The organism is Cytobacillus citreus (assembly GCF_018343665.1).
Classification (GTDB): domain Bacteria; phylum Bacillota; class Bacilli; order Bacillales; family Cytobacillaceae; genus Cytobacillus; species Cytobacillus citreus.
In genome coordinates this window covers 94,650-121,151 of sequence record NZ_JAGYPM010000004.1, presented here as the reverse complement: position 1 = coordinate 121,151, position 26,502 = coordinate 94,650, and the positions used below count along the sequence as shown (strand labels likewise).

Annotated in this window: 22 protein-coding genes and 1 pseudogene; 5 read left to right on the top strand and 18 right to left on the bottom strand. The window is 36.6% G+C overall.

All coding sequences use genetic code 11. The annotated features are described in order from the left end of the window. Positions 1-9: 9 nt before the first annotated feature. From KHA94_RS17240 to KHA94_RS17230, 3 genes are all read right to left on the bottom strand, one after another. Positions 10-1,158, bottom strand: a complete 1,149-nt coding sequence (locus tag KHA94_RS17240; RefSeq protein WP_249365575.1) for a trans-sulfuration enzyme family protein — start codon at positions 1,156-1,158, stop codon at positions 10-12. 30 nt (positions 1,159-1,188) lie between these two features. Next, positions 1,189-1,788 (bottom strand): methyltransferase, encoded by a 600-nt coding sequence (locus KHA94_RS17235; RefSeq protein WP_213103381.1) that lies wholly within the window; start codon positions 1,786-1,788, stop codon positions 1,189-1,191. Positions 1,789-1,913: 125 nt separating this feature from the next. Then, complete coding sequence (locus KHA94_RS17230; RefSeq protein WP_213103380.1) at positions 1,914-3,266, bottom strand: M20/M25/M40 family metallo-hydrolase; 1,353 nt, start codon at positions 3,264-3,266, stop codon at positions 1,914-1,916. A gap of 328 nt (positions 3,267-3,594) precedes the next feature. On the opposite strand from KHA94_RS17230, the gene KHA94_RS17225 reads away from it, so the two are divergent. The 3 genes from KHA94_RS17225 to KHA94_RS17215 all read left to right on the top strand — a co-directional run bounded on the left by KHA94_RS17225 (position 3,595) and on the right by KHA94_RS17215 (position 7,131). Continuing rightward, complete coding sequence (locus tag KHA94_RS17225; protein WP_213103379.1) at positions 3,595-4,362, top strand: ABC transporter ATP-binding protein; 768 nt, start codon at positions 3,595-3,597, stop codon at positions 4,360-4,362. Further along, positions 4,349-6,286 (top strand): FtsX-like permease family protein, encoded by a 1,938-nt coding sequence (locus KHA94_RS17220; RefSeq protein ID WP_213103378.1) that lies wholly within the window; start codon positions 4,349-4,351, stop codon positions 6,284-6,286. The genes KHA94_RS17225 and KHA94_RS17220 overlap by 14 nt, the downstream gene beginning before the upstream one ends. Positions 6,287-6,393: 107 nt before the next feature. Then, complete coding sequence (locus tag KHA94_RS17215; protein WP_213103377.1) at positions 6,394-7,131, top strand: class I SAM-dependent methyltransferase; 738 nt, start codon at positions 6,394-6,396, stop codon at positions 7,129-7,131. 40 nt (positions 7,132-7,171) lie between these two features. Here KHA94_RS17215 and KHA94_RS17210 read toward each other — a convergent pair whose 3' ends face one another. The 8 genes and pseudogenes from KHA94_RS17210 to KHA94_RS17185 form a co-directional block, all read right to left on the bottom strand. After that, positions 7,172-8,173, bottom strand: coding sequence for a sensor histidine kinase (locus tag KHA94_RS17210; protein WP_213103376.1), 1,002 nt, complete (start codon positions 8,171-8,173; stop codon positions 7,172-7,174). Beyond that, complete coding sequence (locus KHA94_RS17205; protein ID WP_338030836.1) at positions 8,170-8,841, bottom strand: response regulator transcription factor; 672 nt, start codon at positions 8,839-8,841, stop codon at positions 8,170-8,172. Before KHA94_RS17205 ends, KHA94_RS17210 begins: the two co-directional genes overlap by 4 nt. 301 nt (positions 8,842-9,142) lie before the next feature. Next, positions 9,143-9,529 carry a hypothetical protein gene (locus KHA94_RS17200; RefSeq protein ID WP_213103966.1) on the bottom strand — a complete coding sequence of 129 codons (387 nt, stop codon included), beginning with the start codon at positions 9,527-9,529 and terminating at the stop codon, positions 9,143-9,145. Positions 9,530-9,774: 245 nt separating this feature from the next. Next, on the bottom strand, positions 9,775-9,888 hold the full coding sequence (gene cydS, locus KHA94_RS26685) for a cytochrome bd oxidase small subunit CydS family protein (RefSeq protein WP_420828175.1): 114 nt from the start codon (positions 9,886-9,888) through the stop codon (positions 9,775-9,777). 25 nt (positions 9,889-9,913) lie between these two features. After that, entirely contained in the window at positions 9,914-10,927 is a 1,014-nt protein-coding gene (locus KHA94_RS17195; RefSeq protein WP_213103374.1) for a cytochrome d ubiquinol oxidase subunit II, read from the bottom strand. Beyond that, positions 10,924-12,270 carry a cytochrome ubiquinol oxidase subunit I gene (locus KHA94_RS17190; protein WP_213103373.1) on the bottom strand — a complete coding sequence of 449 codons (1,347 nt, stop codon included), beginning with the start codon at positions 12,268-12,270 and terminating at the stop codon, positions 10,924-10,926. The genes KHA94_RS17195 and KHA94_RS17190 overlap by 4 nt, the downstream gene beginning before the upstream one ends. Before the next feature lie 274 nt (positions 12,271-12,544). After that, a pseudogene (locus tag KHA94_RS25975) lies at positions 12,545-12,703 on the bottom strand (MFS transporter); the annotation flags it as partial. 252 nt (positions 12,704-12,955) lie between these two features. After that, a complete protein-coding gene (locus tag KHA94_RS17185; protein ID WP_213103372.1) occupies positions 12,956-13,933 on the bottom strand; it encodes a proline dehydrogenase family protein in 978 nt (325 codons plus the stop codon). 343 nt (positions 13,934-14,276) lie between these two features. Between KHA94_RS17185 and KHA94_RS17180 the strand changes: the two genes are divergently transcribed. Further along, on the top strand, positions 14,277-15,446 hold the full coding sequence (locus tag KHA94_RS17180) for a pyridoxal phosphate-dependent aminotransferase (protein WP_213103371.1): 1,170 nt from the start codon (positions 14,277-14,279) through the stop codon (positions 15,444-15,446). A 531-nt stretch (positions 15,447-15,977) separates the two neighbouring features. Here KHA94_RS17180 and KHA94_RS17175 read toward each other — a convergent pair. The 3 genes from KHA94_RS17175 to KHA94_RS17165 form a co-directional block, all read right to left on the bottom strand. Further along, positions 15,978-17,834, bottom strand: coding sequence for an ATP-binding protein (locus KHA94_RS17175; protein WP_249365573.1), 1,857 nt, complete (start codon positions 17,832-17,834; stop codon positions 15,978-15,980). Further along, positions 17,827-18,192 carry an anti-sigma regulatory factor gene (locus tag KHA94_RS17170; RefSeq protein ID WP_249365571.1) on the bottom strand — a complete coding sequence of 122 codons (366 nt, stop codon included), beginning with the start codon at positions 18,190-18,192 and terminating at the stop codon, positions 17,827-17,829. The genes KHA94_RS17175 and KHA94_RS17170 overlap by 8 nt, the downstream gene beginning before the upstream one ends. Positions 18,193-18,402: 210 nt before the next feature. Next, the gene (locus tag KHA94_RS17165) at positions 18,403-19,944 is read right to left on the bottom strand and encodes a DHA2 family efflux MFS transporter permease subunit (RefSeq protein WP_213103368.1); all 1,542 of its coding nucleotides are present in this window, start codon (positions 19,942-19,944) and stop codon (positions 18,403-18,405) included. A 176-nt stretch (positions 19,945-20,120) separates the two neighbouring features. Between KHA94_RS17165 and KHA94_RS17160 the strand changes: the two genes are divergently transcribed. Continuing rightward, a complete protein-coding gene (locus KHA94_RS17160; RefSeq protein WP_338030808.1) occupies positions 20,121-21,029 on the top strand; it encodes a TetR/AcrR family transcriptional regulator in 909 nt (302 codons plus the stop codon). A 1,046-nt stretch (positions 21,030-22,075) separates the two neighbouring features. On the opposite strand, the gene KHA94_RS17155 is transcribed toward KHA94_RS17160, so the two are convergent. From KHA94_RS17155 to KHA94_RS17140, 4 genes are all read right to left on the bottom strand, one after another. After that, positions 22,076-23,200, bottom strand: a complete 1,125-nt coding sequence (locus tag KHA94_RS17155) for an aminotransferase (protein ID WP_213103366.1) — start codon at positions 23,198-23,200, stop codon at positions 22,076-22,078. A 106-nt stretch (positions 23,201-23,306) separates the two neighbouring features. Then, entirely contained in the window at positions 23,307-24,359 is a 1,053-nt protein-coding gene (locus KHA94_RS17150) for an ornithine cyclodeaminase family protein (protein WP_213103365.1), read from the bottom strand. 32 nt (positions 24,360-24,391) lie between these two features. Continuing rightward, positions 24,392-25,498, bottom strand: coding sequence for a mandelate racemase/muconate lactonizing enzyme family protein (locus KHA94_RS17145; RefSeq protein WP_213103364.1), 1,107 nt, complete (start codon positions 25,496-25,498; stop codon positions 24,392-24,394). A 34-nt stretch (positions 25,499-25,532) separates the two neighbouring features. Then, positions 25,533-26,495, bottom strand: coding sequence for a threonine ammonia-lyase (locus KHA94_RS17140; protein WP_213103363.1), 963 nt, complete (start codon positions 26,493-26,495; stop codon positions 25,533-25,535). Positions 26,496-26,502: the final 7 nt, after the last annotated feature.

The following is a 26,502-nucleotide window of genomic DNA, read 5'->3' as shown; positions in this document are numbered from 1 at the left end:
GATGGGGCATTATTGAATTATTGATCTTTCTATCGCATGTTCAAAAGCAAGAATAATATCTTCTGGGTGTTCAATTCCTACTGAAACTCTGATTACTTCTCTTGTAATGCCTAAGGCCTCATTAGCTTCAGGAGGCAGTGCACGGTGTGAAGTTGTCAAAGGATGAGAAACAGTTGTTTCCACCCCTGCAAGTGTAGGAACAATTTTTACCCATGATAAGGATTTGAGAAATTGATTGATATCAATATTTTTCGAGAGTTCAATGGTAACCATCGCCCCGTATCCAGCTTCCGCATGCTGAAATGGATAGTATACCTTCGAAACATTAGAATTACCTTTTAACGCTTCAGCTAATCTTCTAGCATTAAAAGATTGAGTTTTCATTCGAAGTGCCAATGTTTTGATACCGCGGCATGTAAGCCATGCTTCAAATGGGCTAACATTTGTACCTAGATTCACTACTTTTGCTCTTGCCTTTTCTATTAAATCATTGCTTCCCACTACCACACCTGCAGTCACATCACTATGGCCTCCAATATATTTAGTTGCACTATGAACGACTAAATCTACCCCTAATGTAAAAGGAGTGCAATGATAAGGTGTTGCAAAGGTATTATCCACTAGAGTCGCTACTCCGTATTTTTTAGCCAGTTCAACTACGGATGCTAGTTCCTCCACTCTTAAAAGCGGATTTGTAATCGATTCAGTATATAGGAGCTTTGTATTTGGCAACATGACCTGCTCAACCTTCTGTAAATCTGAAAAGGATACGAATGTTGTTTCAATTCCAAGCTGCTTCAACTCTTCTTTTAATAGATGGAAGCTGCCTCCGTATACATCATCGGCAGCAACAATATGATCTCCGCTCCTAACTACGGAAAGGATCGCTGCTAGAATAGCAGACAACCCTGATGAAGTTGCTACGCCTGCTGGAGCACTTTCAATCGCAGCCACCATTTGACCTAGCTCATCCGTATTCGGATTTCCAACCCTTGAATATAAATAATTGCCCTCGCCTTGATAATATCCCTCAAGATCATCTAAATCATTAAATGTAAATGCAGACGTTTGAAAAATAGGAGTAACCTTGCTATTTATCGGTTTCTTATTCTTTTCAATACCACTGTGCAAGACCATCGTTTCAAACCTTTTATCCAAAATAGCCACCTTCTTCGCTAAAATTCTGTATTACAATTGATAGATTAAAAACCTCTCAAAAGAGTTATGTTTATAACCTGGAAGCAAGATTTCTTCTTTCATTTCAAAGGTCGTTTGGTTTTCTAAAAAATAGATATAATCTTCAGAGCCATAATATAATACAAGCTCTATATCACGTTCATATTTCTCCACAGAAAGCAAAATCTTCTTTACGATTTTCATAAATATTTGTATCGAAAACGGATTAAAAAAATAAAAGCGATTGTCTAAAGGACTAATCTCGTACTCTTCTGCCAAGCAGCATTGGAATTCAATTTTTTCTTTTCTATTTTTATATTTCTTTAGATAATTATAGCGATTTTCCATTGCATCCTGATAGAATTCCTCGTTCATCTCAACTCCTACAACCGAAGCATTGAACAAATAATTCGTATAAAAGGATAATCTCCCTTTTCCACAGCCAAAATCCACCATCCGATCACTGCTTTTCAATTTATAGCTTTGAAACAATGTTTCCAATGCAAGATACGGGGTTGGTTCATAACGATGATAATGGAAAGACGAATTAAATCCCATTTGGTCGCCTGCTGTTTTTATATTTAGTAATTCCTCAAAATACTGTTCTTTCATTTACTTTCTCCTGTTTTTATCTCTATCATATAGCTTTTTCAAGAATTTAAACAATAAAAAAATGAAGCAGAATTTGAATAGAAAATTCGACTTCACTTTTTTCGTTAACATAGCATTCTATTAAACTATTTTCTAATCAAGCTATAAACAGACGCTCCAACTAAATCGCCTGCCTCCTTCAAACGTTCAGCACTGATATATTCGATTTTATCGAGCGGAGTGTGATAATAAGGCTCTAAATTCGCTGTACCTGGTTCACGGCGAATAAAGTTTACTGCAGGAATTCCAGCATCATGAAAGGAAACATGATCGGAAGCACCGCGTTTATATAATACTAATTCAGACGGTGTCCCAATTCTTTCTGCTGTTGCAAGCGCAGTATCCGATACAATATTTGCATTTCCATCAACTGTATTCATATAGATAGCTGTGGCATTTTCCCATGAAGTCCCAACCATATCCATATTGAAGTTTGCCAAGCTTCTCTGAACCTCATCCTGACTTAACTGATTCACATAATAATTTGAACCTACGAGTCCAATCTCCTCTGCACCAACAAAAACAAATCTTAATTCTTTTTCAATTGGATAGCTTTTTAATACTCTTGCTAATTCTAATGCAACGGCTGTACCGGAAGCATTGTCACTTGCACCTGGCGCAAATGGCACACTATCAAAATGGGCCGAAACGTGTACAATGTCGTGATTTTCATCTTTTTTAGGTGTTCTAGTTGCAATAATGTTTTGCGATTTTGCATTTTCGATTCGTTTCACATTCAATGTCACTGTTTTATTCTGTGCTGCTATATCGTTGAGCAATGCCTCACCGCTTACTTGTGAAATCCCTCCTACTGGAATTGTCACATCCCCACCGATAGAAGGGTTAAGCGGTCCTGGTGAATCTACATTATTATAAATCAGAACTCCAATGGCTCCTGCAGCAACTGCATGGTCCACCTTCTCTTTAAATGAAATTTCTCCTCTAGAGATAAGGGCAATTTTCCCTGCTGCTTCAGTGGTAAAATCCGTGCTCTTACCAAGTCCAGCATAATATAGCTCAGCAGTTATTCCCCCTTCTTGTGTATTGGCAGAACCTGCTGGGATACTAACCAGCACTTCGTTGTTATCACTTGTCATTAAATGCCCCATCATCTTATCTGGAACACTGAATTCTTGTGTTTTTACTTCATAACCGTAGGATAGCAGACGTTCTTTAATGAACTCTGCTGCTCTTTGCTCTCCTTCAGTACCCGTTACCCTTGGTCCAATTGTTTCAGATAAAAAACGGACATCTTCATACATGCGTTCAGCACTTATTCTAGCAATTACCTTTTGGTCAAATGCCTTTTCGCTTGGGTGAATAACGTGATTTTCTGCTGCTTCTGCGGTATTAGTAAGATTCATAGGTGCGAAATACAAGCCTGATGTTACTAGAAGTGTTGAAAGCAAAATAGAAGAACTTTTTTTCCCTTTCTTCAAAACGAATACCTCCTCAAGTAATAATTTATCAAGATGTATTCGCTTAAATTACACTTAAACCTTTCAAAAAATTAAAAACGATTCTCTTAACCTAGTATATTTTCCAATTTTGAAAGAACACTGGACTTAGTATTCAATGAAAAAAACTAAAAAATAGGCAACTAAGACTATCATTTAATTCCTATTGTTACAAAAATGTAAGTTTCATATAAAAATCGTAAGGATAAGTTATGGTTACCCTTTCTTTAGTCAATTATAGTAAAGTTATCCAATGGATAATAAAGTGGGGGGCTTACTCCCTTCATCAGCGATAAAGGAGTCGAGAAAGATGGTTGTACTAGAAGCAGCTGGAGTGAAAAAGGTATATGGGGAAAGAGGTAATGTAAACCTCGCTTTAAAGAATATCGATTTACAAATAACTGCCGGAGAGTTTGTTGGCATCATGGGGCCTTCAGGTGCAGGGAAATCTACGTTATTAAATGTTCTATCAACTATTGATTTTCCAACAGGGGGCTATATAAAAATCAATGATAAAAATATCATGAACCTTTCTGAAAATGAATTGGCTCGTTTCCGAAGAGAGCAGTTAGGATTTATTTTTCAAGATTTTAACTTACTGGATACTTTAACAGCAAAAGAAAATATTGCTCTTCCTCTGGCTCTTTCGAGTATCCCTGCAAAAGAAATCGAAAGTAGAATTGAGCGAATCTCAGAGTTACTCGGAATCGAAAAGATACTCGACCAATATCCATATGAATTATCAGGTGGGCAGCAGCAGCGGACGGCTGCAGCGCGTGCAATCATTACAAATCCAAGCTTGATTTTTGCCGATGAGCCGACAGGTGCGCTTGATTCAAAGTCTGCTTATAACTTGCTGCAAACATTGTCTGTTTTAAATGAGAAAGAAAATGCAACCATCTTAATGGTCACACATGATGCGTATGCGGCAAGCTTCTGCAAGCGTGTTCTTGTCATCAAGGATGGTGTAATCTTTACAGAAATTTATAAAGGTGAGCAATCTCGAAAGCAATTTTTCCAATCTATCATTGATATTCTTGCAACGCTCGGGGGCGGTGGTCACCATGACATTATATAGCTTAGCCACAAGGAATATTCGCAGAAATGCGAAAACCTATTTGCTCTATCTCTACCCGATGGTATTTAGCATTGTCATTTATTTCACGTTTGTATCTTTGCAATACAACAAGCAAATTATTGATTCCATGACCGTTTATGGAAAACTCGAACCAGCTTTTCAAACAGCATCGATTCTTTTATTTTTCTTTGCTGCCGCCTTCATTTGGTTTTCGAATGCTTTTTTTACTAGGAGCCGGAAGAAGGAAGTTGCTCTCTATTCCCTATTTGGTATTGAAAAAAAGCAAATTGGCAAGCTTCTGTTCTATGAAAATATTATTCTTGGAATTGCTTCACTATGTATCGGCCTATTGTTAGGAATATTGCTTTCTAAGCTTTTTGCCATGATTTTAATCAAATTAATGGGGACAACGATCATCGCAAAGCTATCACTGTCCATTAAGGCCGTTTTTCAGACCATTATTGGTTTCATGCTGATTATTGTATTCACATCCATGCATAACTATCGCCTTATTTACCGGCATTCTTTATTACAGCTAATGAAGGCAGAAAAGAAAGCTGAGAAAAGGCCAAAAAAAGCCTCTTGGCTCGCTGCACTTCTGGCCATTTTCTTTATCGGTGCTGGCTATTCAATTATTCTACAGCCGAGCGATGCTTCTTTTTGGAATGACTATGGTTTCCAAGCAATTATTGGATCATTTATCTTGATGCTAATTGGAACTTATTTATTTGTACAAGCTTTTATTATGTTTATTCTTCAAAAATTAACACAAATGAAAGGATTTTATTTTAAAGGCATCAATTTAATTAGTATTACCCATCTATTCTACCGAATTAAAGGAAATGTACTAATCTTATCAGTTATTGCGATGTTAAGTACATTTACCTTATTCGCATTAGGTACAACATTCAGTCTTTATTCGGATATGAATAATATCTCAAAGAAAAACTTTCCTTATAGCATCATGTATACAGTCCCAGATGCAGAAAAAGAAACAGCAATAGAAAAATTAATGATAGAAAATGGTCAGGAACAAATTAAGTCTGCAGAAAGGATAGATTACCTCGAAATGAATGGAAATCTATCAGAAATTAGAAGAGTACCAAATGATTTTCCTATTATTCTTTTATCAGAGTCCACTTATCAGCTCCTTGCTGAAAAAAGAGGACTAGAGACCACTCAATTTAGTGAAAACGAGGCCATTACCTTTTATGATGGTAATTTAGATCAAAGCTCCGACCCTTTTACTGGAAAAAAGGTGTCTCTTGCAGACAACAATACGGTTACGATTGCAGCTTACGAAGATTATACATTATTAAATCTTGATATTTACGTCTTTCCAATGGTTGTAAAGGACGAGCTTTATCAGCAATTAGAAAAAGACGGTTTATCAAAAGAGCTGCAAATATATAGCTTAAAAAATGAGAAATCAGCAAAAGAGCTAGATCAGAAGCTTAGTGAGCTTTTCTATATTGATCCTTATGCAGATTTTGCAGCAAAAGGAGAAAATATCTTTTCTAGCTTTTATCATAATTACCATAAATTCTTTCAAGTATATGGGCTGCTTATTTTCATTAGTGCCTTTTTAGGATTTGTCTTCCTGCTTGCGACGGGAAGTATGCTGCATTACAAGCTATTAACAGAAGCAACAGCGGATCAGCCACGTTACCAAATACTTAAAAAAATCGGCATGAGCCCATCACAGCTTAGGAAATCGATCGCCAAGCAATTGATTTTCATATATCTTATCCCTTTAATAATCGCTATTTCTCATAGCTCGATCATCATAATTGCTTTATCCTCTTTTCTAGGAATGAGCATGATGAATTCATTTATGATGACAATAGGCGCCTATCTTACAATGTATTTGATTTATTACTTTGTTACTCTATCAAAATATACAGAAATTGTGAGCAAAGGATAAGGAGGCGAACATGTTGGAGATTTCCCAAAACAAATCGGAAGCATCTGGCAGGATTAGTTCATCTTTTACCGAATTGTAAGTGAGCATACCGTATTGGAGGAGATTAGTTGGAATATAAAGGATCATCTGCATACGATCAGCATCGTTTCTTTGAACAATATATAGCGAGAAGATATCGAGAAGAAAGTCCGAATGAAAAAATAAAAAAGCCTGTACTATTCGAACTGCTTGATGATGTTACAGATTATGAAGTTTTAGATTTAGGCTGTGGAGATGCGTTTCTTGGATTAGAATTATTAAAGAGGCATTGCCGCTCCTATACGGGAGTAGATGGATCTAAAAATATGTGTGAACGAGCATCACAGCACTTAAAGGATCGTAGAGGAAGGATTGTTCATTCAACAATGGAAGAATTCGACTTTCCCCCGTTCACTTATGACCTTGTCGTTTCTCAGCTAGCTCTGCATTATATTGAAGACTTTTCTATGCTCGCAAAGAAAATATACAAAACCTTAAAAGTAAATGGCCAATTTGTTTTTAGTGTTCAGCACCCGCTGCTTACAGCATCCTTTGAAAGTCTAACAGCATCAGGAAAGCGTAATAATTGGATTGTCGATAACTATTTTCATAGTGGTAAAAGAGTCGAACCGTGGATAGGCGAGCATGTCGTTAAATACCATCGTACAATGGAAGAGTATTTCGCTATTTTGAAACAGTCTGGTTTTATCATTCATGATATACGAGAGGCGACACCTCAAAAGGATCATTTTAAGGATATTGAAGAATACGAAAGACGGATGAGAATCCCTTTATTTTTATTGTTTTCTTGCAGAAAGCCTAGTTAACTTGTTTCATCAAACGAATAGCATCGGGATATCCCCGATGCTATTGTTCCATCATATATAGCCGATCCTCTGTATTTGGAAAGGAAATAATAGCTTCTGTAAATGTATCCTTTTCCGAAGTGAGAGTAAGCGTATGCCCTAGCTTTTCAGCTGTCTTTTTCGCTAAGTAAAGCCCCATTCCTGTTGAAGAATAATGTTGCCGTCCATTTTTACCAGTGAAACCCTTCTCGAAAACACGTGGAAGATCCTCTTTCGCAATGCCAATCCCACTATCTCTAATCCGAAGAATCCTCTTATCGCAATCAATACAAATAGAGATTGAGCCCTTACTCTCCGTATACTTTAGTGAATTAGATAACAATTGATTTAAAATGAAGAGAATCCCTTTTTTATCCGTAAGCACTTCAAATTTTTGAACGTCAAGATTGATACTGATCCTTTTCGCTATAAATGTTTTTGTATGCATTTTCACTGCTTCTTTAACGATGCGCTCGAGGTCGATTTCTTGAATAAAATAGTCTTTATGAAAATCGCTTATTCGTGAAAAATAAAGGGCTTGTTCAATGAAATGCTCAATCTTGTCCATTTCCTCTACTAAGCTTTCCAAACTGCCACCCGTTTCATAAATCATGCGACTAACAGCAATTGGCGTCTTAATTTCATGAAACCAGGAAGTCATGTACTCTTGCCATTCTTTTCGCTCCAGCTCCACTATTTCAAGCTTTTTAATATGCTTTTCCTGCTGGATTTTCATTAGTTGAACATACATGTTCTCACGATCAATCATTGAATCAGAAAAAGGAATATACTCCTCTAACTCACTTATCCTTTTCAACTTATTAAAAAAAGATTTTTTTCGATAATAATCGAAGCCACAGTATAAAGCAAAAATAATAACAGCTATCCCTTCAATATATAATAAACTAGAAATATGTATTTGCATGATGGGGTCTATCAATGTGACGAGTGTAAAAAAGGACATAAGCACAACATACATGAGTATTAACCATTTTTGCGACTTTAAGTAGCCTAAAAATGTCATTGTAGTAAATACCCTTGCCTTTTCTTCGTGACGATTACATCGACCAGACCTATTGTCTCTAGCTTTTTCCGCAATCGATTTATATTAACCGTCAACGTATTATCATCGATAAATTGTTCATCCTCCCAAAGGGCTCTCATAATTTCATCCCTTGAGATAATTTGCCCGCTCTTTCTCATAAGCAAGTAAAGAATGTGATATTCATTTTTCGTTAATGCCACCTCTTTTTCCTGATAAGTGACTATTCCATTGCCAAGATTTAAAATAAGCTCGCCAGCTGTTATGATGTCTTTATCGCTTTGATGGTTTTGATTTGTTCTTCGATATACGGCATTCATTTTAGCAACAAGGACATCTAAAGAAAACGGCTTTTGTATAAAATCATCACCACCCATATTCATCGCCATCACAATATCCATATTCTCCGTACGTGATGAAATGAAAATGATTGGAACGTTTGAGACACGTCTAATCTTTCCACACCAATAAAAACCGTCAAAGCTTGGAAGATTAATATCTAATAAGACTATATCCGGCGTATTCTCTACTACATACTCATCGATTTTTTCAAAGTCACTGATCATTATCGGCTCGAAATTCCACTTCCCTAAATGCTCAGCAATCATTGTCCTTAGCTTGAAATCATCTTCAATAATCATTACTTTAATCATTTGGATCGCACCTTGAATTGTCTATATTTTAGAAGTTAAACTATAGTTCTATCATAATAATTTTAATAGGATGAAGTCAAAATAAAGACAGTACATGTAGCATATGAATGCTCGGTTGTACTGTCTCTAGAAAATATATTGAATTTAGTTGAATTGCCATAGCCAGTAGACAACCTAGTGAAGTTTTTCGAGGATTGGTAATGTGGTCATGATTCAAGATGAATCTTTATTTTTGCCATTTCGCGTTCATTTCTAACTGTTTTTTCCAAAATATGATCTTGATAAAGTGAAACTTCCATCAGTGGGAGGGTTCTTTCATCCCCCACTGATGGTTAGTTGAACCAATCGGGCCTTTACGGGCAGTTGATCCCCCATTTAGGTTTCTTTGATTCTCTCGCAAACTTGAAGTGGGGGTCTTACTGCCCGTTAATCTGCGATCAGCTTGAATCACGATTAATTTCTCCATAATTTCTCTTCTCATGCTTCTCTGATCTTCTTGCAATTTGTCCATTCTTTCGTCGATTTTCTCGAATCTCGCATTGAAGCTTTCTTCCATACAATCTAGTCTCTCACTCATCTTAGATTGCTCAGCTATTGAGTTTTCTAGTCTGCTGTTCATATTCCCTGCCATTGTAATTAAAGTTGCCAGCATATCTTCCATTTTATCAAGACGACTCTCTTCCATTTTTTTCACCTCCTTTTCTTTCTTCTATATTATACACGATTAAAGAGTTTTTCGAACGAATATATTATTGGAATTGGTGAGCTAATACTAGCCAAAGACATTTGACGCTTTCTAGACGATTTACATAGAAAACAATCATGAGTATCTACTCTCTTCTCTATATGTAAAATGTCGTCGGTTTCATTTTCACACAAAAAAGGGTCAGAATCCTCTATGCCCATGAAGATTCTGACCCAATAACGATTCTATACCTTCCGCTCCTTTCTAACAGCCCGATCTTTCGGACCTATCCAAAACGCCACGACAATTGATCCAATTAGTATAATAAACGGTGCATATGAGCTTAAAAATTTCTCCATCTTGAAACCTCCTTATTATGGCAGTTCAGCCCTTCCCTCGCACATAATTCTTATTGAACAAAAATAGTTTTAGCAGCAGCCACAGTGATGGTATAAGTAAACACAAGCCAGCAATAAAAGCAATGATAAGTGCGATGGCCATGGCTTCGTTTGTGAAGCTATCATATATAGTTAAATATGGATATAAAAGATAAGGATAATGTGAAATCCCATAAGCAAAAAAGGCGAATGCAAATTGACCGATAAGAAACCAAACGGCAAGACCGAAATTCCGTCGTTTCCAAACGAACCAAACCGTACCAATAAACAATAGAAACGACAATCCAAACATCCACCACAAGTCAAGAATCCTCTCATAATGTTCAGGATTATGCGCTTTCAATTCAAAAATTATTCCTGCAGCCGTAATAATAAGAGGACCCGCCCAGATAAGTGCATATTTCCTTAATAATACTGTTGCATCCTTATCCTGTGCTTTATCTGCATACCAGGTTAAAAATACTGCTGAAATATAAAGGACTGCTGTAAAGCTAAGCAAAACAATACTCCAAGTCAGAGGATTAGAAAACAATGCCCAATAATCAAGAACTGGCTTAGAATCATTCATAAATACAAATCCGCCCTCTGAAATGGTAAGGACGATTGAGAGCGAGGCTGGGATAAATAATCCTGATAATCCATACATAAATGTATACCCTTTATGCCCTCTCGATCCGTATGTCTCAAAAGCATAATAGGAGCCGCGAATCGCTAACAAAATAATTGCAATGCTTGCTGGAATAAGCAATGTCGTACCATAATAAAATGCACTCTTCGGAAAAAATCCAACCATTCCGACAAAGAAAAAAACAAGAAAGACATTTGTCACTTCCCAAACGGGTGATAAATACCGTTGAATAATATTCGTTAAAATATGCTCACGGTTCGTCAAGGTACTATATGCATTGAAAACCCCTGCGCCAAAATCAATGGACGCAACGATCACATATCCAAATAAAAATAGCCACAAGACTGATATTCCGATTATTTCAAGTGTCAATGATATTCACCTTCCATTCCCGCCTGCCGATCTTCAATCTCTTTTTCAACTGGATTTCGTTTAAACATTCTTCTTAATACAACGATAACCCCTATACCTAAAATCAGATATAATCCACTGAATAATATAAGCATAAGGTCAACTTGACCACTTGAAGTCGCTGCATTCTCTGTTTTCATTAATCCACGTAAAATCCAAGGCTGGCGCCCGACTTCTGTCAGCCACCATCCAGCTTCAATAGCAAGCACTGCAAGCGGACCTCCAGCAACGATCAGACCAAGAAACCTTTTCGTTTTTACAAACGCCCAGCCCTTCCATATGCTGAAGACGTATACAGCAGAAATCGCAACCAACCACATACCGATAAATACCATCAGATCAAATAAATAGTGAATGTATAGCGGTGGAATCTCATCTTTCGGAAATTGATCTAAGCCAATTACCTCTGCCGTTGGATCATTATGCGCTAACATACTTAAAGCAAATGGAATCTTAATCGCATACTTTACTTCCTCATCCTCTAAAACGCCTAATAGAATCAGCGGTGCATTTCTTTCTGTTTCAAAATGCCACTCAGCAGCAGCTAATTTTTCCGGTTGATACTCGGCTAAAAATTTTCCAGAAAAATCACCGATAATCGCAGACGCGATTGAGAAAATCAACCCTAATTTCATTGTTAAAAAAAGAGCTTTTTTATGATATATATGATCAGAACCTTTCAACAGTCGAAAAGCGGCAATGGCTGCGAGTACAAATGCTGATGTCATATAGGCAGTTACTACGACATGAGTGACTTTCGTTGGCATTGCAGGGTTAAACATCGCGATCAGTGGATTGATATTAATTAATTGACCTTCTACAAACTCAAAACCTTGCGGTGTATTCATAAAAGCATTCACAATTGAAATAAAAACGGCTGAAAAAGAAGCACCTGCTGCGACCGGTATTAATAGCAGCAAATGTTTCTTTTGATTTTCAAAGCGGTCCCATGTATAAAGATAAATTCCTAGAAAAATCGCTTCAAAGAAAAAAGCAAATGTTTCCATAAATAAGGGCAACGCAATAACGTTTCCTGCTAGTTCCATAAAATTTGGCCACAGAAGCGAGAGCTGTAAGCCGATGGCAGTCCCTGTTACAACACCAACTGCCACTGTAATGACAAAGCCACGCGCCCATCTTCGCGCAAGTAATATATAATGTTCATCATTCTTCTTAATTCCGACCCACTGTGCAATCATAATCATCAGTGGAACCCCTACACCAATCGTAGCAAAAATAATATGAAACGATAATGTCAGTTCTGTAAGCACTCGACTAAAAAACACTGCCTCCTCATTTCCCATACCCTAATGCCTCCTTAACTTCCGAAAACTCTACCTATCATGGATAGCAGGATGATACCAGCAACTGTAAACGCAACCAAGATTAGCATTTTCTCTTGCTTTTTATACATAATCACACACTCCTTACCGTAAAATTCCATTTTTTATCAGATAATAATAAAGTTCCCTCTTTAAGAGAAAAAAACCATTGGATAAAAAAACATTTCAAAAAAAAGGCCAGTCCGCCAACATTTGATTGGGGACTGACCTTTGATATATTAAACTACTTTCTTTTTTAAATACTAAACTTCTCTTTTTTAAGACTTAGCATAACAACAAAGGATAGGCAGTATAAGACAGCTAGATAAGCCATTGCTATCGTCATATCATAGTTTTGTAGAATGTAGCCCACGAGGATTGGCGATAATCCACCCACTGCTCGTCCTAAGTTAAATTTCTCTTCCATTCTCTTTTCAAGTCTCACAGGACTTATTTAACAGAGGCTTTAACCCCAAAAATAATGCCCTTCTGTCACAGAGGACAAAAGGGCATGAAAATATAAGATGACAAAAAATAGGTGTCAGTCTATCAACCCTTTTCGGCCTCTCTGGACCGTATTAAAGGAAATTATATTTAGTATGGTAAGGGTCAGAACCCAATGTACAAAAAGATGAAAGAAGATAATATCTATTCTCAGTGTAGACGATTATTTTCCTTTTTTCTTCTTAGTTAGTCTTCCAAGTAGAAACGCACCTGCTGCTACACCAATCACTGTGTTTGTTTTTTTGTTAAATACTTGTTTAACCACAAGGTTTAAGTTTTGCGGTCTTTCTGCTAAACGGCGCATGAAGTATCCGTACCAGTCTTTTCCAAATGGTACGTACGTACAGAAGTTATATCCTTCACTTGCTAGCTTTAATTGAAGATCCTTTCTGAAGCCGTAAAGCATTTGGAATTCAAATTTATCATTCGGAATATTATTCTTTTTAACAAATTGTTTTACATGGTTAATTATATTATGATCATGAGTTGCGATTGATGTAAATTTACCATTTAAAAGATGATATTCAATTAACTTAATAAAGTTTGCATCAATATCCATTTTACCTTGGTATGCATAGTGCTCTGGCTCTTTATAAGCACCTTTAACGATTCGTAAACGATAATTTTTATATTTTTCGATATCATCTTCTGCACGGAAGAAATAAGCCTGAATAACAGTTCCAACATTATCATATTCTTTTGAAAGCTCATCTAATAGATCAAAGGAAGGCTGTAGGTGACCGTAATCTTCCATATCAAAATTGACGAAAATATCATATTTGCTTGCTAAATCGACAATTTCTCTTAAGTTGTTTAAGCAGAAGTAGTAGTCAATATCTAGACCTAATTGCGTCGGCTTTAAAGAGATATGGGCAGCAACTTTATTTTCATGAATCGCTTCAATGACATTTAAGATTTGTTCTTTCGCTTCTGCTGCTTCTTCTTCCTTAAATACGAACTCACCTAAGTTATCTACTGTACAAGAGATTCCGTGAGCATTTAGCTCTTTAATACTCTTGATCGTTTCTTCAATATTCGTTCCCGCTACGACATTTTGCGCCCCCATTTTTAACCCGTACTTTTTAGCTGCACTGTTTAGTAATTGGTTTTGGGAAAGGCCCATAAAAATATCTTTTAACATAGCGAATGCTCCTAACTGTTATTTTTTTAAAATAATTATATCATATCTTCACAATAATTTTATTTAGAATTTAATTTAGAAAAATATATTCTTTACCTTTTATCTAACCCATTTTTACTAAACATTCACTAATTTGTTTTTTTCTAGGTACTTACCTATTATTGTTATGCCCCATTCTTAACTTTTCTTTGATATTCAAGTGTTATGACTTGCAGACTTCAGATAAGAATTATACCACTAAAATTCTTTAGCATCATTATTATAGAACTTTCTAGACATTTTTAATTAAAGAATATAAAATTTGAAATTAAATCGCAATCATTTTACAAAAAAGGTGGATTATATGGAATATTCAGAGCGCTTAAAAAAATTACCCGTTCAATTTTTTGCATCTTTAGTAGAAAAAGTGGGCAAAGCCATAGCTGAAGGTCGAGAAGTAATTAATTTGGGACAAGGAAATCCTGATCAGCCTACACCTCCCCATATTGTCAAAGCATTACAAGCCGCTGCTGAGGACCCGATAACTCATAAATACTCTCCTTTTCGCGGGATCCAAGAGTTAAAAAATGCAGCAGCTATATTTTATAAAAAACAATACGGTGTTGACATTGACCCAGCGACTGAAGTGGCGGTTCTTTTCGGGACGAAAGCTGGACTTGTCGAGCTCCCAATGTGCTTGCTAAACGAGGGCGACCTCATGCTATTACCAGACCCTGGATATCCTGATTATTTATCAGGTGCTGTCTTAGCAAACATCAAATATCAAACTTTTCCGTTAAAAGTCGAAAATCATTTTTTACCAGACTACAATGCCATCCCTGTTCAGCAAAGAGAAGAAGCGAAGCTCATGTATCTTAACTATCCGAATAATCCTACTGGTGCAACGGCTGAACGAGCTTTTTTTGAAGAAACCGTTGCCTTTGCAAAAAAACATCATATTACGATTTTGCATGATTTTGCCTACGGTGCCATTGGATTTGACGGTAAAAAGCCAATCAGTTTTCTCGAAGTAGAAGGCGCTAAAGATATTGGCGTCGAAATGTATACGCTGTCGAAAACGTATAATATGGCAGGATGGCGTGTTGGCTTCGCCGTAGGGAATCCGACCATTATCGAAGCACTTAATCTTATACAAGATCATTTGTACTGCAGCCTCTTTCCAGCTGTACAAAAAGCAGCTGCTGTTGCTCTGACAGATGATCAACAATGTGTCGATAAACTGGTAGCTCGCTATGAAAGCAGAAGAAATGTACTTATGAATGAATGCCGTAAAATTGGGTGGGATGTCCAAGCTCCAAGAGGATCATTTTTCGCCTGGCTCCCTGTCCCAAGTGGATTTACGAGCGAAGCTTTCGCAGATTATCTGCTAGAGAAAGTAGATGTAGCTGTTGCTGCTGGTAATGGATTTGGAGAATATGGCGAAGGGTACATCCGCGTCGGATTATTAGTGGAGGAAGACTTATTAGTGGAGGCCGTAGATCGAATTGGGAAACTTAATCTTTTTTCCAATTAGGTAGTTTCTTTTGATATAAAGATTAGAAAAACTTGGCGTTCGCCAAGTCTTTTTTTTGGCGAATGCCTTAGTTTTCCTTATGCGATCTTATTAGCAGATATTTAATTGAACACACACTTTACTTTAGTACATTAATAAACTTAAACTTTCCTATTAGCTAAAGAAAACTCGCCGATTGGCGAGACTTGGAAAGGCGAAGACAGAGGCGTAGTTGTACTTATTGCGCTCATATATGCCACGTCCTCCCAAAAGCTTCTCTTTTGGTCGTGCGATGTATCTCTGACGAAGCTTTCCTTATCCTGTGGCATTCGCCCGACTAGGACATCCTCGTAAAAGCTATCGCTTTTCCTTCTTGCGATGTGAATGCTATCGAAGCCCTCCTTGTCCTGTCCGTCGTACTTAATTCCTAAAATTGGCAACTACGTCGAATCATCTTCTGCGCTGGCAATTTATACTTTCTTAACGTGTAAACAAAAATGCACATTTCCTTTTTTTCGGAATAGTGCATTTTTGTCTTATTCTCGATAAAAATTATTGAATCTCCTGCAAAGCCTGCTGTAAGTCAGACCTCGTTTTTAACTCATTGTCAATCTCGATTCCGAGTTCTATCATTGTGTCTGCAATATCAGGACTAATTCCTGTTAAAATAGTTGAACAGCCTAATAATTTAATGCCTTTTACAATTTTAAACAAGTGGTTAACAACAGATGTATCGATAAAAGGGACTCCTGAAATATCAATTATTAATCGCTCGGCCTTTAGCTCTTTTACCCTGAAGAGCGTCTTTTCGCGGATTTTTTTTGCCCGATATGTATCCACATTGCCCACTATCGGAAGAATACAAACTTTTTCGGCGATTGGAATAATCGGAACAGATAATTCATCTACGGTTTCACGATGACTCTTTAATAATTCATCTTTATAATTAACGTAATAAGCAGTATGAGAATCTATATATAAATCTATGATGTCGTTTACATAGCGTTCTAATGCAAAAAATTCATCCATACTAAGAGAGTGTTTGGATTCAAGGTAAAATATTTTTATTGCATTCCAAATAATTCCACGGGCTGATTGAAAAAGTTCCAAGGATAAATGTATCGGAAAGTCCGTTTTTCCCCATTTACCTCCTCTTTCTTTCGCCCAATCCATGATTTCTACCGTTTTAAGCTCTAAAATATTTTCGGTCACAACTTTAATGATCGGATTTCCTTCTTCTTCGTACTCCTCTAGAAGACCGTTTTCTTTCATTAAAGATATTAAATAACCTTTATTTTTATGCAAATATTGAATCCACTCTTTTGTATAAAAATCTATATTATCCTTTAAAAACTGAGATAATTCTTCCTTTGAATTGACTGTTTGTATCATGGAATGACCTCCCAAATAAGAGTTAGAATGTTGAAGTGTTTTAGTGAAGGAAAGGAAAAAAGTCGTTCCTTGTCCTGATTCACTTGAGACACGTATTTTGCCATTGCTGCTTTGTATTGCATTAAAAACTTGTGCGAGTCCCATCCCTTTTCCATCCTGTTTCAATGTGAAGAAGGGAGTACCAAGCAAACGCAACTTGTCTTTTGGGATACCAATACCGGAGTCAGAAATGCTGAGGTGAATTTCATGAGCATCTTCATATTGCTCAATTATCAAAGTACCACCTTCAGTCATCGCCTCGATCGCATTCTTAATTAAATTGAACAATGCTTTTTTTATTTGATCCTTCCTACCGGTAATCATTGCATTTTCATCTTCAAACCTTTTTATTAAATCAATATGATAAAGCTGGTTTTGAAATAAAAGTAAAATCGATTCGATTTCTGAACATAAATTGAAAGTAGTATGTTTTTCTTGGAAAAACTCTGGCTTTGATACACTCATTAAATCATTTAAAATTTGAATAGCCCGGTCCAATTCACTTTTTGCAATTTGAATATATTCTTGGTTATGATTTTGTTCAATTAATTGGAGAAACCCTTTCACGGCAGTCAAGGGATTTCTCACCTCGTGAGCAATGCCGGCAGCCATTTCTCCAATTGAAGATAATAAATGATTATTCCAGTTATTATACTCATGAGAATTTTGTATATGAGTAACATTAAATATGTATATATGAATATTAACTAGCCTTTGATCTTTAAATGTTCGATGAAATAAAAAAAAATGCGGTTGTGTATCAATGGTAGCAATAAACTCATTGGATTTCCCCATAAAGCATTCATGAAGCTTTGTCTTAATTTCATTGTTTTTTACTCGGTGAAAAAGGTAGTTCGAATCGCTTTCCTCCGAAATTAATAATCGATTTCCTTCAGTATTTATTTTTTGAATCATCCCATTGGGATTGAGTTCAATCAATCCGTATGAGACTTTATTAGAGGTAGGTAATTTAATCAATGAAGTTACCCCCATTGTTGAGCCACTTTACGGCTCGAACTTTCGTACCTAGGCCCATGTCACTTGTAATTTCAAATTCATCCATTAAGCGTTTCACCCCAGATAACCCCAATCCTAAACCAGTTTTGGAGGTAAATGATTGATTAAAAATTTGATCCAGATTCGGAATCCCAGGACCTTTGTCAATAGCAATGATTTCTATGCTATGGGGAGGAGCTGGATTTATTTGAAGTTCACCTTTACCAGCATAAAAGACAATGTTTCGGGTTAACTCCATGATAGAAACAACTAATTTGGTTTGTTGGCTTCTATTTAAGCCACAATCTTCAGCAACTCTCCTCCCTATTGTACTTGCCATGTACACATCATCTTCCCGTTTAATAAAAATCCTGTACAAATTCTTCTCAAATCCTTTATCTGAAATAAGAGTTTGAATATTAAGAGTATTTTAGCATACTTAGATAAATTTAAAACTGAATTTTTTTAAGTTATTGAAAATTTTTCTATAATTTTGAAATAATAAAGAAAAAGCTTATTGTCATTTATTAACAAATAAGCTTTTTCTTATTTACGATCTGTAGTTTTCTGCTAATCTTGGTTCCACTTTTTCACTAGAGGGTTTTTCCTCTAATGAATCGTCTGCTGGTGTTGCACGCTTCATAAAGAAGGCAAGGATAAGGGCAACAGCAATAATTACTGCAGCCACTATGAATGAAAAATTAATTCCTTCCAGCATGGATTTCATCAAAATTTGCTGCTTCATCTCAAGCATTGCTGCTTCTGTTGACTGCCCAGTCCCCATACTCTCCATTGCTTTTTTGGCTAAACTTGCAGCATGTGATTCGGTACGATTTGCCATTATCGTGACTAATAACGCTGTTCCAATGGCACCAGATACTTGGTTAAGTGTATTATTCATCGCCGTTCCATGTGGATAGAGCCGTCTTGGCAACTGATTGAGTCCATTTGTTGAAACAGGCATCATACACATCGACATGCCAAGCGATCTCACAGAGTAAAGAATCATTAAGTGAGTGTAGCTAGTATCCAGCGTTAACTTACTGAAATAAAATGTTGTAACAACTGTAATGGTTAGGCCAATAATCGCTAATATTCGGCCTCCAAATTTATCAAACAATCTCCCTGTTAAAGGAGACATAAGAGACATCAAAATGGCTCCTGGCAATAATAATAGCCCTGCATCCATTGGAGATATTCCACGAATTGTTTGAACATAAATTGGCAATAATATCATCCCAGAAAACAAAGCCATATTTACGGTCATTGAAATCGCTGATGATAACGCAAACATCGGATATTTATAAACATTGAAATTAAGCATTGGCCGTTCTTGCTTTGTTTGCCGTAAAATAAACCAAATCAAGGAAATAACTCCCAAAATGATGGTTCCATAAACTTCTGGATTATCCCAGCCTTTACTGCCTGCCGAGCTAAATCCATATAGAATGCCACCAAAACCCAAGCATGATAATATAAGCGAAATAATATCAAGACGTATATTCACTTTTTCCTTTTTATCTTTAAGCAAGAAAAAGCCAATTAAGAAAACAACTACTGCAATTGGTGTGATGAAATGGAAAAGCATTCTCCAGTCATAATGTTCAATAATCCATCCAGATAAAGTAGGACCAATTGCTGGGGCTGACATTAAGATTAATCCAAAAATCCCCATAGCTGTCCCACGTTTTTCAATAGGAAAACTAACAAGCATGACATTCATTAAAAGCGGCATTAAAATAGCAGACCCCGAAGCTTGAAGCATACGTCCAGTTAATAATACTGGAAAAACATGAGCAGTACCTGCAATGACAGTTCCTATTGTAAATAATCCCATTGCAAATAAAAAAAGCCTTCGAACTGAATATTTTTCAATTAAAAATGCCGTAGCTGGAATCAAAACACCATTTACTAGCATAAAGCCCGTTGAAAGCCACTGTACGGTCGTTTCTTTAATCTTCAAATCTGTCATAATCGAAGGTAGCGCAATATTTAATAATGTATTATTTAAAAATGCAATAAAAGCCCCGATCATTAAGACAGCAATAATCCCGTACGGTGGACGACCGGTCTTAATTATGGAATGATCCATTATCTCCCCCCTATACATACAGTACATTATTTTGTACTCTTGTTTCATTTAGAATAATATCATATACCAAGAGTTCAAATATTGCAATCAAAAAAAACAGTTTTTCTAAAGGTTTGTGTAAATGCTTCAATTGGTATACTATGATTTTTATACAGGCAGTACAATTATTTTAAAAGGTGATCAAATTGAATACTCGTAAACAGCATGTTATCGACATAGCTCATCAGTTATTTATTGAAAAAGGTTTTCAAGCTACATCTATTCAAGATATTTTAGACTATAGCGGGATATCTAAAGGTACATTCTATAACTATTTTTCATCGAAAAATGAATTATTAATCGCTCTTTTTACAACGCTTTTTAAGAAGATAGAAAAAGGACAAGATGATTTACTTATTGGCCAGGATCCTAAAAATATTGAAATCTTTATTAAACAGATTCAATACAAATACGAAACAAATCGAGCAAATAAGCTACTTTCCCTTTTTGATGAAGTATTCTATTTAAATGATGAGGAACTAAAACAATTTTTAAAACGATGTCATATAAGATCGATTCGTTGGTTATATGAAAGATTCATTGACATCTTCGGCGAGAGTAAGAAGCCCTATCTGTTAGATTGTGCCATCATGTTTAGAGGCATATTACAGAATAACCAAAAATACAATTCCGCGGCGAATAACTCGAATGTGAGCATTCATGACATAGTCCGTTATAGTGTAAATCGAACCGTAACAATGGTTGAAGAAGTTGCAGAGACAGGAGAACAATTGCTACCGCCTGAACTTTTAGATAGCTGGATGCCTAACTGCAAAAAAACGAACAAAGCTTTTCAACAGAAACTTTATCATTCTATTTCAACTTTAAAAAAATCTCTGATCCACAATGAAGATCAGGCAAAATACATCGAATTGCTTGATTTTATTCTAGAAGAACTATTACATTCAAAAGAGTCCCGAAAGTTTCTCATCGAGATGGCTATCCGATCATTGAAATCAGAGGCAGGATCTTTGGAGAAAAAAGAACTTCAACAGCTCGAACAGCTGGTCGCTAATTATTTTAAACAATTAGAGGAAGCTGACTAGAATATGAAATGTCATTCCTTGGCACACCTAAAAGAAGCAGAAACCTATTTGGCTTCTGCTTCAAACGTTGTAAAAAAGACGCTAAAGCATTGTCGAAGGAAATCATAATTAATATGATGAAATAATAATTGGACTCAATAATCTATCGAACTATCTATTAACCTTTGTTTGATTTTCATTCCTTAGAAATCGATCAGCAATTTCATTAAATTTCTCTGGATACTCCCAAAACATCAAATGTCCACCAAGTACTTCAAATGTGGATTTAGGTGAAATTTTTTCAGTAATTCCCTTCGGAATTTACAATTAATGCAAAAATTGTTTTAGCTAAATTTTCTTTGCTGAACATTGAAACTATGCTTAAAGGAATGCCTATCACAGAAGCAAAAAACGCAGCTGATATAAATATCCATAGGATAGATTCCACGCTCTCGACTAAAGTTCTTGATGCTATGTATAAGGAGATAGGCATAACAATGATCGTAACAAGTGCTGTAAAGAACGAGATTTTAGTGAATATCTTCAAATTTTCCCTTACCAACAAATTCACCTCTCCTTACAAAAATTATATCACCAGTTAATGAATAAACAGCCAAAAAAGGATCTTTAAATGAAGATCGTTTAATTCCATCTAAATTTTAACATAAATATCCAATTTCCAATGAGGTGAATTGTTCAACAATATGGCCAAAAAAGGAAAATGAGCGCTTATCCTTGTTCCAGGATAGCGCCCGATTCTTGAATAAGCTACTAAATAATGTAATCGTGATGTTAATTAATATAATATTTATAACTCATCTCTCTAGGGTATATTATTAATTAACAAGATTGTACATCCCTAGATGATGCTTTGTCCTACGAACTGTTGAGTCGAGATTATTCTCGGCTCTTTTACTGTTTAGGTCACATAAAGTTATCAGTAGGGCGGCTCCTAATCTCTGGTAACTACCCAATGGGCAGCGCGTGAGGAGCCTTTCCCACCTCAAATACTTTTGTTGAAGTTTAGGTAGAAGAAAAGCAGCCGCCCCTAAGGAAGCTGCTTAATTTTAATACAATGTATGAATATAGTCCGAAACGTTCTCAAGACCCTCAATTAATACTTTTGTATCACAGGCATAACCAATCCGAACATAGCCTTCCATGTCAAAGCAAGATCCGGGTGTTAAGAATGCACCATTTGACTTGAAGAGCCCAATACAGAATTCCTCCGAGGTAACAGGCAGGTTATATTTCAGCATAGCAGTTGTTCCAGCACGAGGTTTCACGTAGGAGATCACATCCTCCTTATGAACCCACTCATCAAGAATTGCGAGATTATCCTTAACGATTTTACGACTTCTCTCAAGAACTTTATCGTAATTCTTTAGCGCATGAACAGCCAGTATATCGTCAAGCATTCCACAGCTGATAGTTGTATAATCACGATGCTTTAAACATTCGGTAATAACCTCGTTTGGTGCAGCAATCCAGCCTAGACGCAGTCCAGCTAAAGAAAATACTTTCGACATACTTTGTGTCACAATTCCTTTATCATATAAATCCACAATTGATGATATAGAAGCATTATCATCTTGCCATAACCCTCGGTACACCTCGTCACAAAGAATAAATGCACCGCAGGATTTTGCAATCTCTACGATTTCTTCAAGTATTTCTTTTCCCATTACTGCGCCTGACGGATTATTTGGATTGTTGATACAAATCAGCTTCGTTTTATCATTCACAATTGATCTTAATTCATTTAGGTCAGGCAGGTAATTATTTTCTGGCAGTAACCGCAACAAATCAACATTTGCACCGAAAGATGCCGGTACATCATAAAGCTGTTGGTATGTTGGGTGGACGGATACAACATGGTCACCTGGTTTGATAAGTGAGTAAAACACTAGGAAATTAGCACCGATTGCTCCGTTCATTACTAATACATTTTCTGGCGCTACTGAATGGTATAAATTCGCGACTAATTGTCTAAACTCTGGTGACCCTTCAATATGACCGTAAGTTAGTTTCTTTTTGCCAATTTCACGCAGAAAATCTTCAGGGTTCGTACCATCAATTGAGATTAATTCATTGACTGTTATTGAATCTACACATGTCTCCGCTATATTATAAACCGCCTCCATTTCGTAGGCGTTCATCCACTCTTCTACTTTAAATGGTTTAATTTCCATGACTAAAGCCTCCCAGCTATTGATTCTAAATCTCATGATGCTGCATTAGGTGTAACATGAAGAAAATCTCTTAACATTCCAGACATAATGTTAAAACCTATACTAATTAAAAAGAAGCAACAACACCGATTCCTTTTTCATTTGCTTTTTCTAAAATATAATTAGCTGTAATTAAATCCTGGAGTGCAATCCCGGTACTATCGTAAATGGTAATATCCTTATCCGTTAAGCGTCCAGATGTATTCCCAAGAATGACACTTCCTATTTCGCTAATGATATCTTCTTTTGTAATAATTCCTTTTTGGAAAGGAACCTCAGTCTCTCCAACATTGATTGCTTGAGTAACATCATCCACAAATACTCTGGCAACGGAAAACAAATTATAATCAATTTCTTGTTTTCCTTCCATATCAGCACCAACGCAGGAAAAATGAGTTCCCGGTTTGACCCATTCCTTCATAATTAGAGGTTTGTGGGAGGGAGTGGCTGTAATAATGATATCTGCTTCCTCCGTTGCTCTTTGAACATTATCCGTTGCATTAAACGGGATATTAATCCTACTGAGCATCATTTGATAATATTCACTGTCCTTCTTATAAGGCTCTAACATCTCTAGTAATCTATCTTTAATTGATTCACAGAAAGCGTTCGCTTTTTCACTAGAGGTTGCATTGTATACAACTACATTTTTAATATTCTCCATTGACATTAGTGTCGCCAAAATTTGATATGGTCCTAAATGACCGGAACCAATTAATAACAGATTTTCTGATTCTCTTCTTGCTAAATATTTTGCGCCAATTCCTCCTGCAGCACCTGTTCGCATTAGTGTTATTTGTTCGCCACTCAACAAACCAAGCGGAGCACCAGTTCTACTATCTAGAACCAAAACACTACCAATAATTGCAGGTAAATTTTTAGAAGGGTTTTCCCCAAACCATGACACTAGTTTTAAACCGAAAATATTTGCACCTGTTAAATGGCCAGACTTGATATCCATATCAGCTTTTCCGCGTTCAAACTCATGGAATACCATTGGAAATAGAGATGCCTCTTTCTTTTCCTTTAATACATAGGCTTCTTCAACTATACTAATTACATTTTTCATATCCAAAACCTGTTTAACATCCTCTTGATTCATCACCCTAAACGGAAACACGAATGAACACACATCCTTTCAAAGTTTGAAACCTATTTAATTTCACAACTAAAGCTAGTAATTTCCTTTACAAAATATTCATCAACTTCTATTCCAAAGCCTGGTGTATCGCTGAACTGAATCACATCACCGTGGTATTGAATTGCTGCTACATCTTTTGAAAACATCAATGGTCCGACCATTTCATTCGTTTCAATGATGGACCTTCCCATCGCAAGGTGCGCTCCGGCCATTGTTCCAATCGCTGATTCCACCATAGAACCAACTTGGCATGGCATACCCGCAGCCTCAGCCAAATTCGCCAATGCCAATGCAGGGTATATTCCACCGGATTTCATTAATTTTATATTAAGCATATCGGCAGCCCGCATCTCTACAACGTTAACTAAATCATGAATGTTATGTACTCCTTCATCAACCATGATTTTAGCGTGTGAGACCGCTCTTATTTCTTTTAAAGACTTTAAATCATACGCTTTTACAGGCTGCTCATACCAATCAACGTCACAATCGACTGTTTCTCGAATCACTCTTAATGCTTGTATCCGATCCCATCCCTGGTTAGCGTCGACCCGGAGCTTTGTACTTCTACCGATTGAATTTCTAACCGCCTTAATTCTTTCGATATCAACAGATGGATCTGTTCCCACTTTAATTTTAATATTGCGAAATCCAGCTTTGACATAGCGATGAGCATCTACCGCCATCAATTCAGGATCCTTAATACTGATTACTTGTGGTACTTGTAATTCTTGATGAGATTTACCTCCAATTAATTGATAAACAGGCTGGCCAGTAATTTTTCCCATTAAATCATACAAGGCAAGATCAAGTGCCGCTTTCGCCGAAGGTACACCATCAATTTTATTATTAAATTTTTTATGAATTAGATCTATAGAAAAAGGACTTTCATTGATAAGGAGTGGAGCTAATTCATGCTTTATAATCTGGAAAGTACTATCCCATGACTCCCCAGTTACGTGCTGATCTGGAACAGCTTCTCCCCAGCCTACAGTGCCTTCAGCAGTTTCCAATCTTGTTAAAATTGTTGGCATATCATTATACTGATCGTATGCAATGATAAAGGGCTCTTTTAACGGCAAGCGGGCAGCAAATACATCTACCTTTTTTATTTTCATTGTATTTTCCCCCTTTATTGGTTAGGACATCCACTTACTTTGTCGCCAGTTTTAATAATTTTGCAAAATCAACATTGCTACCAGTGATAAACGTTAGCACCTTTTTGCCTTTAATTTCTGGTACAAGACCATCACGCAGCGCGGCCACACCAACCGCACCAGATCCTTCAACCATGTAATGGTGTTCGCGCGCCAACCATACCATTGCATTAGCGACACTTTCTTCCTCCACTAAAATAATGTCATCGACAATTTTTAAAGCAAGATCAAGGTTGCCTTGCGTAATGCCTCCATGTAAACCTTCTGCTAATGAATCTTGATATTCAACTGGTACCAGCTTTCCTGCTTTAAACGAATGGTACCATGGTGGTGATGCATGGGTTTGCACGCCAATCACTTTAATATCCGGATTGATTGCTTTAGCTACAAGAGCTACCCCACACATTAATCCGCCTCCCCCAGCTGGAACAATAACCGCATCAAAGTCAGGATCAGCCAAAAATGCTTCAAGTGCAGATGTACCCTGGCCAGCAATAATATGATCATCTTCAAACGCATTAACAAATACACGACCAGTTTCTTCTGCTAGTTTATAAGCAACTTCCTCTGCTTCATCGTAGTTTTCACCGTAAACGACAAGCTCAGCACCATACCGAAGAATACCTTGCTTCTTCGTCTCCGGTGTTGTTTTAGGAACAACAATTTTCGCAGAAACCTTCTTCATTAAGGAAGCATAGGCAAGCCCTTGTGCATGATTTCCAGCTGAAGCTGTCGTCACACCTTTTTTAAGCTCTTCTTTTGTTAAGGAATCAAGTTTATTCAAGGCACCTCTTACTTTAAATGAGCCTGTTGTTTGCAAGCTTTCCATCTTGAACCAAATATCTGTATCTGTTTCTTTAGAGAGAATTGTAGATGGGACCAATGGAGTTTCAATCACTCTCCCTTTCAGACGTTTCTTTGCTCTTAAGATATCTTGGAAAGTCACTTGTAAATCCATTAATAAT

Bases quoted from the DNA above. Each gene is read 5' to 3' on its own strand.
- KHA94_RS17235 (WP_213103381.1), bottom strand. From the start codon at position 1,788: ATGAAAGAACAGTATTTTGAGGAATTACTAAATATAAAAACAGCAGGC.
- KHA94_RS17225 (WP_213103379.1), top strand. From the start codon at position 3,595: ATGGTTGTACTAGAAGCAGCTGGAGTGAAAAAGGTATATGGGGAAAGA.
- KHA94_RS17220 (WP_213103378.1), top strand. From the start codon at position 4,349: ATGACATTATATAGCTTAGCCACAAGGAATATTCGCAGAAATGCGAAA.
- KHA94_RS17210 (WP_213103376.1), bottom strand. From the start codon at position 8,173: ATGACATTTTTAGGCTACTTAAAGTCGCAAAAATGGTTAATACTCATG.
- KHA94_RS17200 (WP_213103966.1), bottom strand. From the start codon at position 9,529: ATGGAAGAGAGTCGTCTTGATAAAATGGAAGATATGCTGGCAACTTTA.
- cydS (WP_420828175.1), bottom strand. From the start codon at position 9,888: ATGGAGAAATTTTTAAGCTCATATGCACCGTTTATTATACTAATTGGA.
- KHA94_RS17190 (WP_213103373.1), bottom strand. From the start codon at position 12,270: ATGGGAAATGAGGAGGCAGTGTTTTTTAGTCGAGTGCTTACAGAACTG.
- KHA94_RS17185 (WP_213103372.1), bottom strand. From the start codon at position 13,933: ATGTTAAAAGATATTTTTATGGGCCTTTCCCAAAACCAATTACTAAAC.
- KHA94_RS17180 (WP_213103371.1), top strand. From the start codon at position 14,277: ATGGAATATTCAGAGCGCTTAAAAAAATTACCCGTTCAATTTTTTGCA.
- KHA94_RS17170 (WP_249365571.1), bottom strand. From the start codon at position 18,192: ATGGCAAGTACAATAGGGAGGAGAGTTGCTGAAGATTGTGGCTTAAAT.
- KHA94_RS17165 (WP_213103368.1), bottom strand. From the start codon at position 19,944: ATGGATCATTCCATAATTAAGACCGGTCGTCCACCGTACGGGATTATT.
- KHA94_RS17155 (WP_213103366.1), bottom strand. From the start codon at position 23,200: ATGGAAATTAAACCATTTAAAGTAGAAGAGTGGATGAACGCCTACGAA.
- KHA94_RS17145 (WP_213103364.1), bottom strand. From the start codon at position 25,498: ATGAAAATAAAAAAGGTAGATGTATTTGCTGCCCGCTTGCCGTTAAAA.
- KHA94_RS17140 (WP_213103363.1), bottom strand. From the start codon at position 26,495: ATGGATTTACAAGTGACTTTCCAAGATATCTTAAGAGCAAAGAAACGT.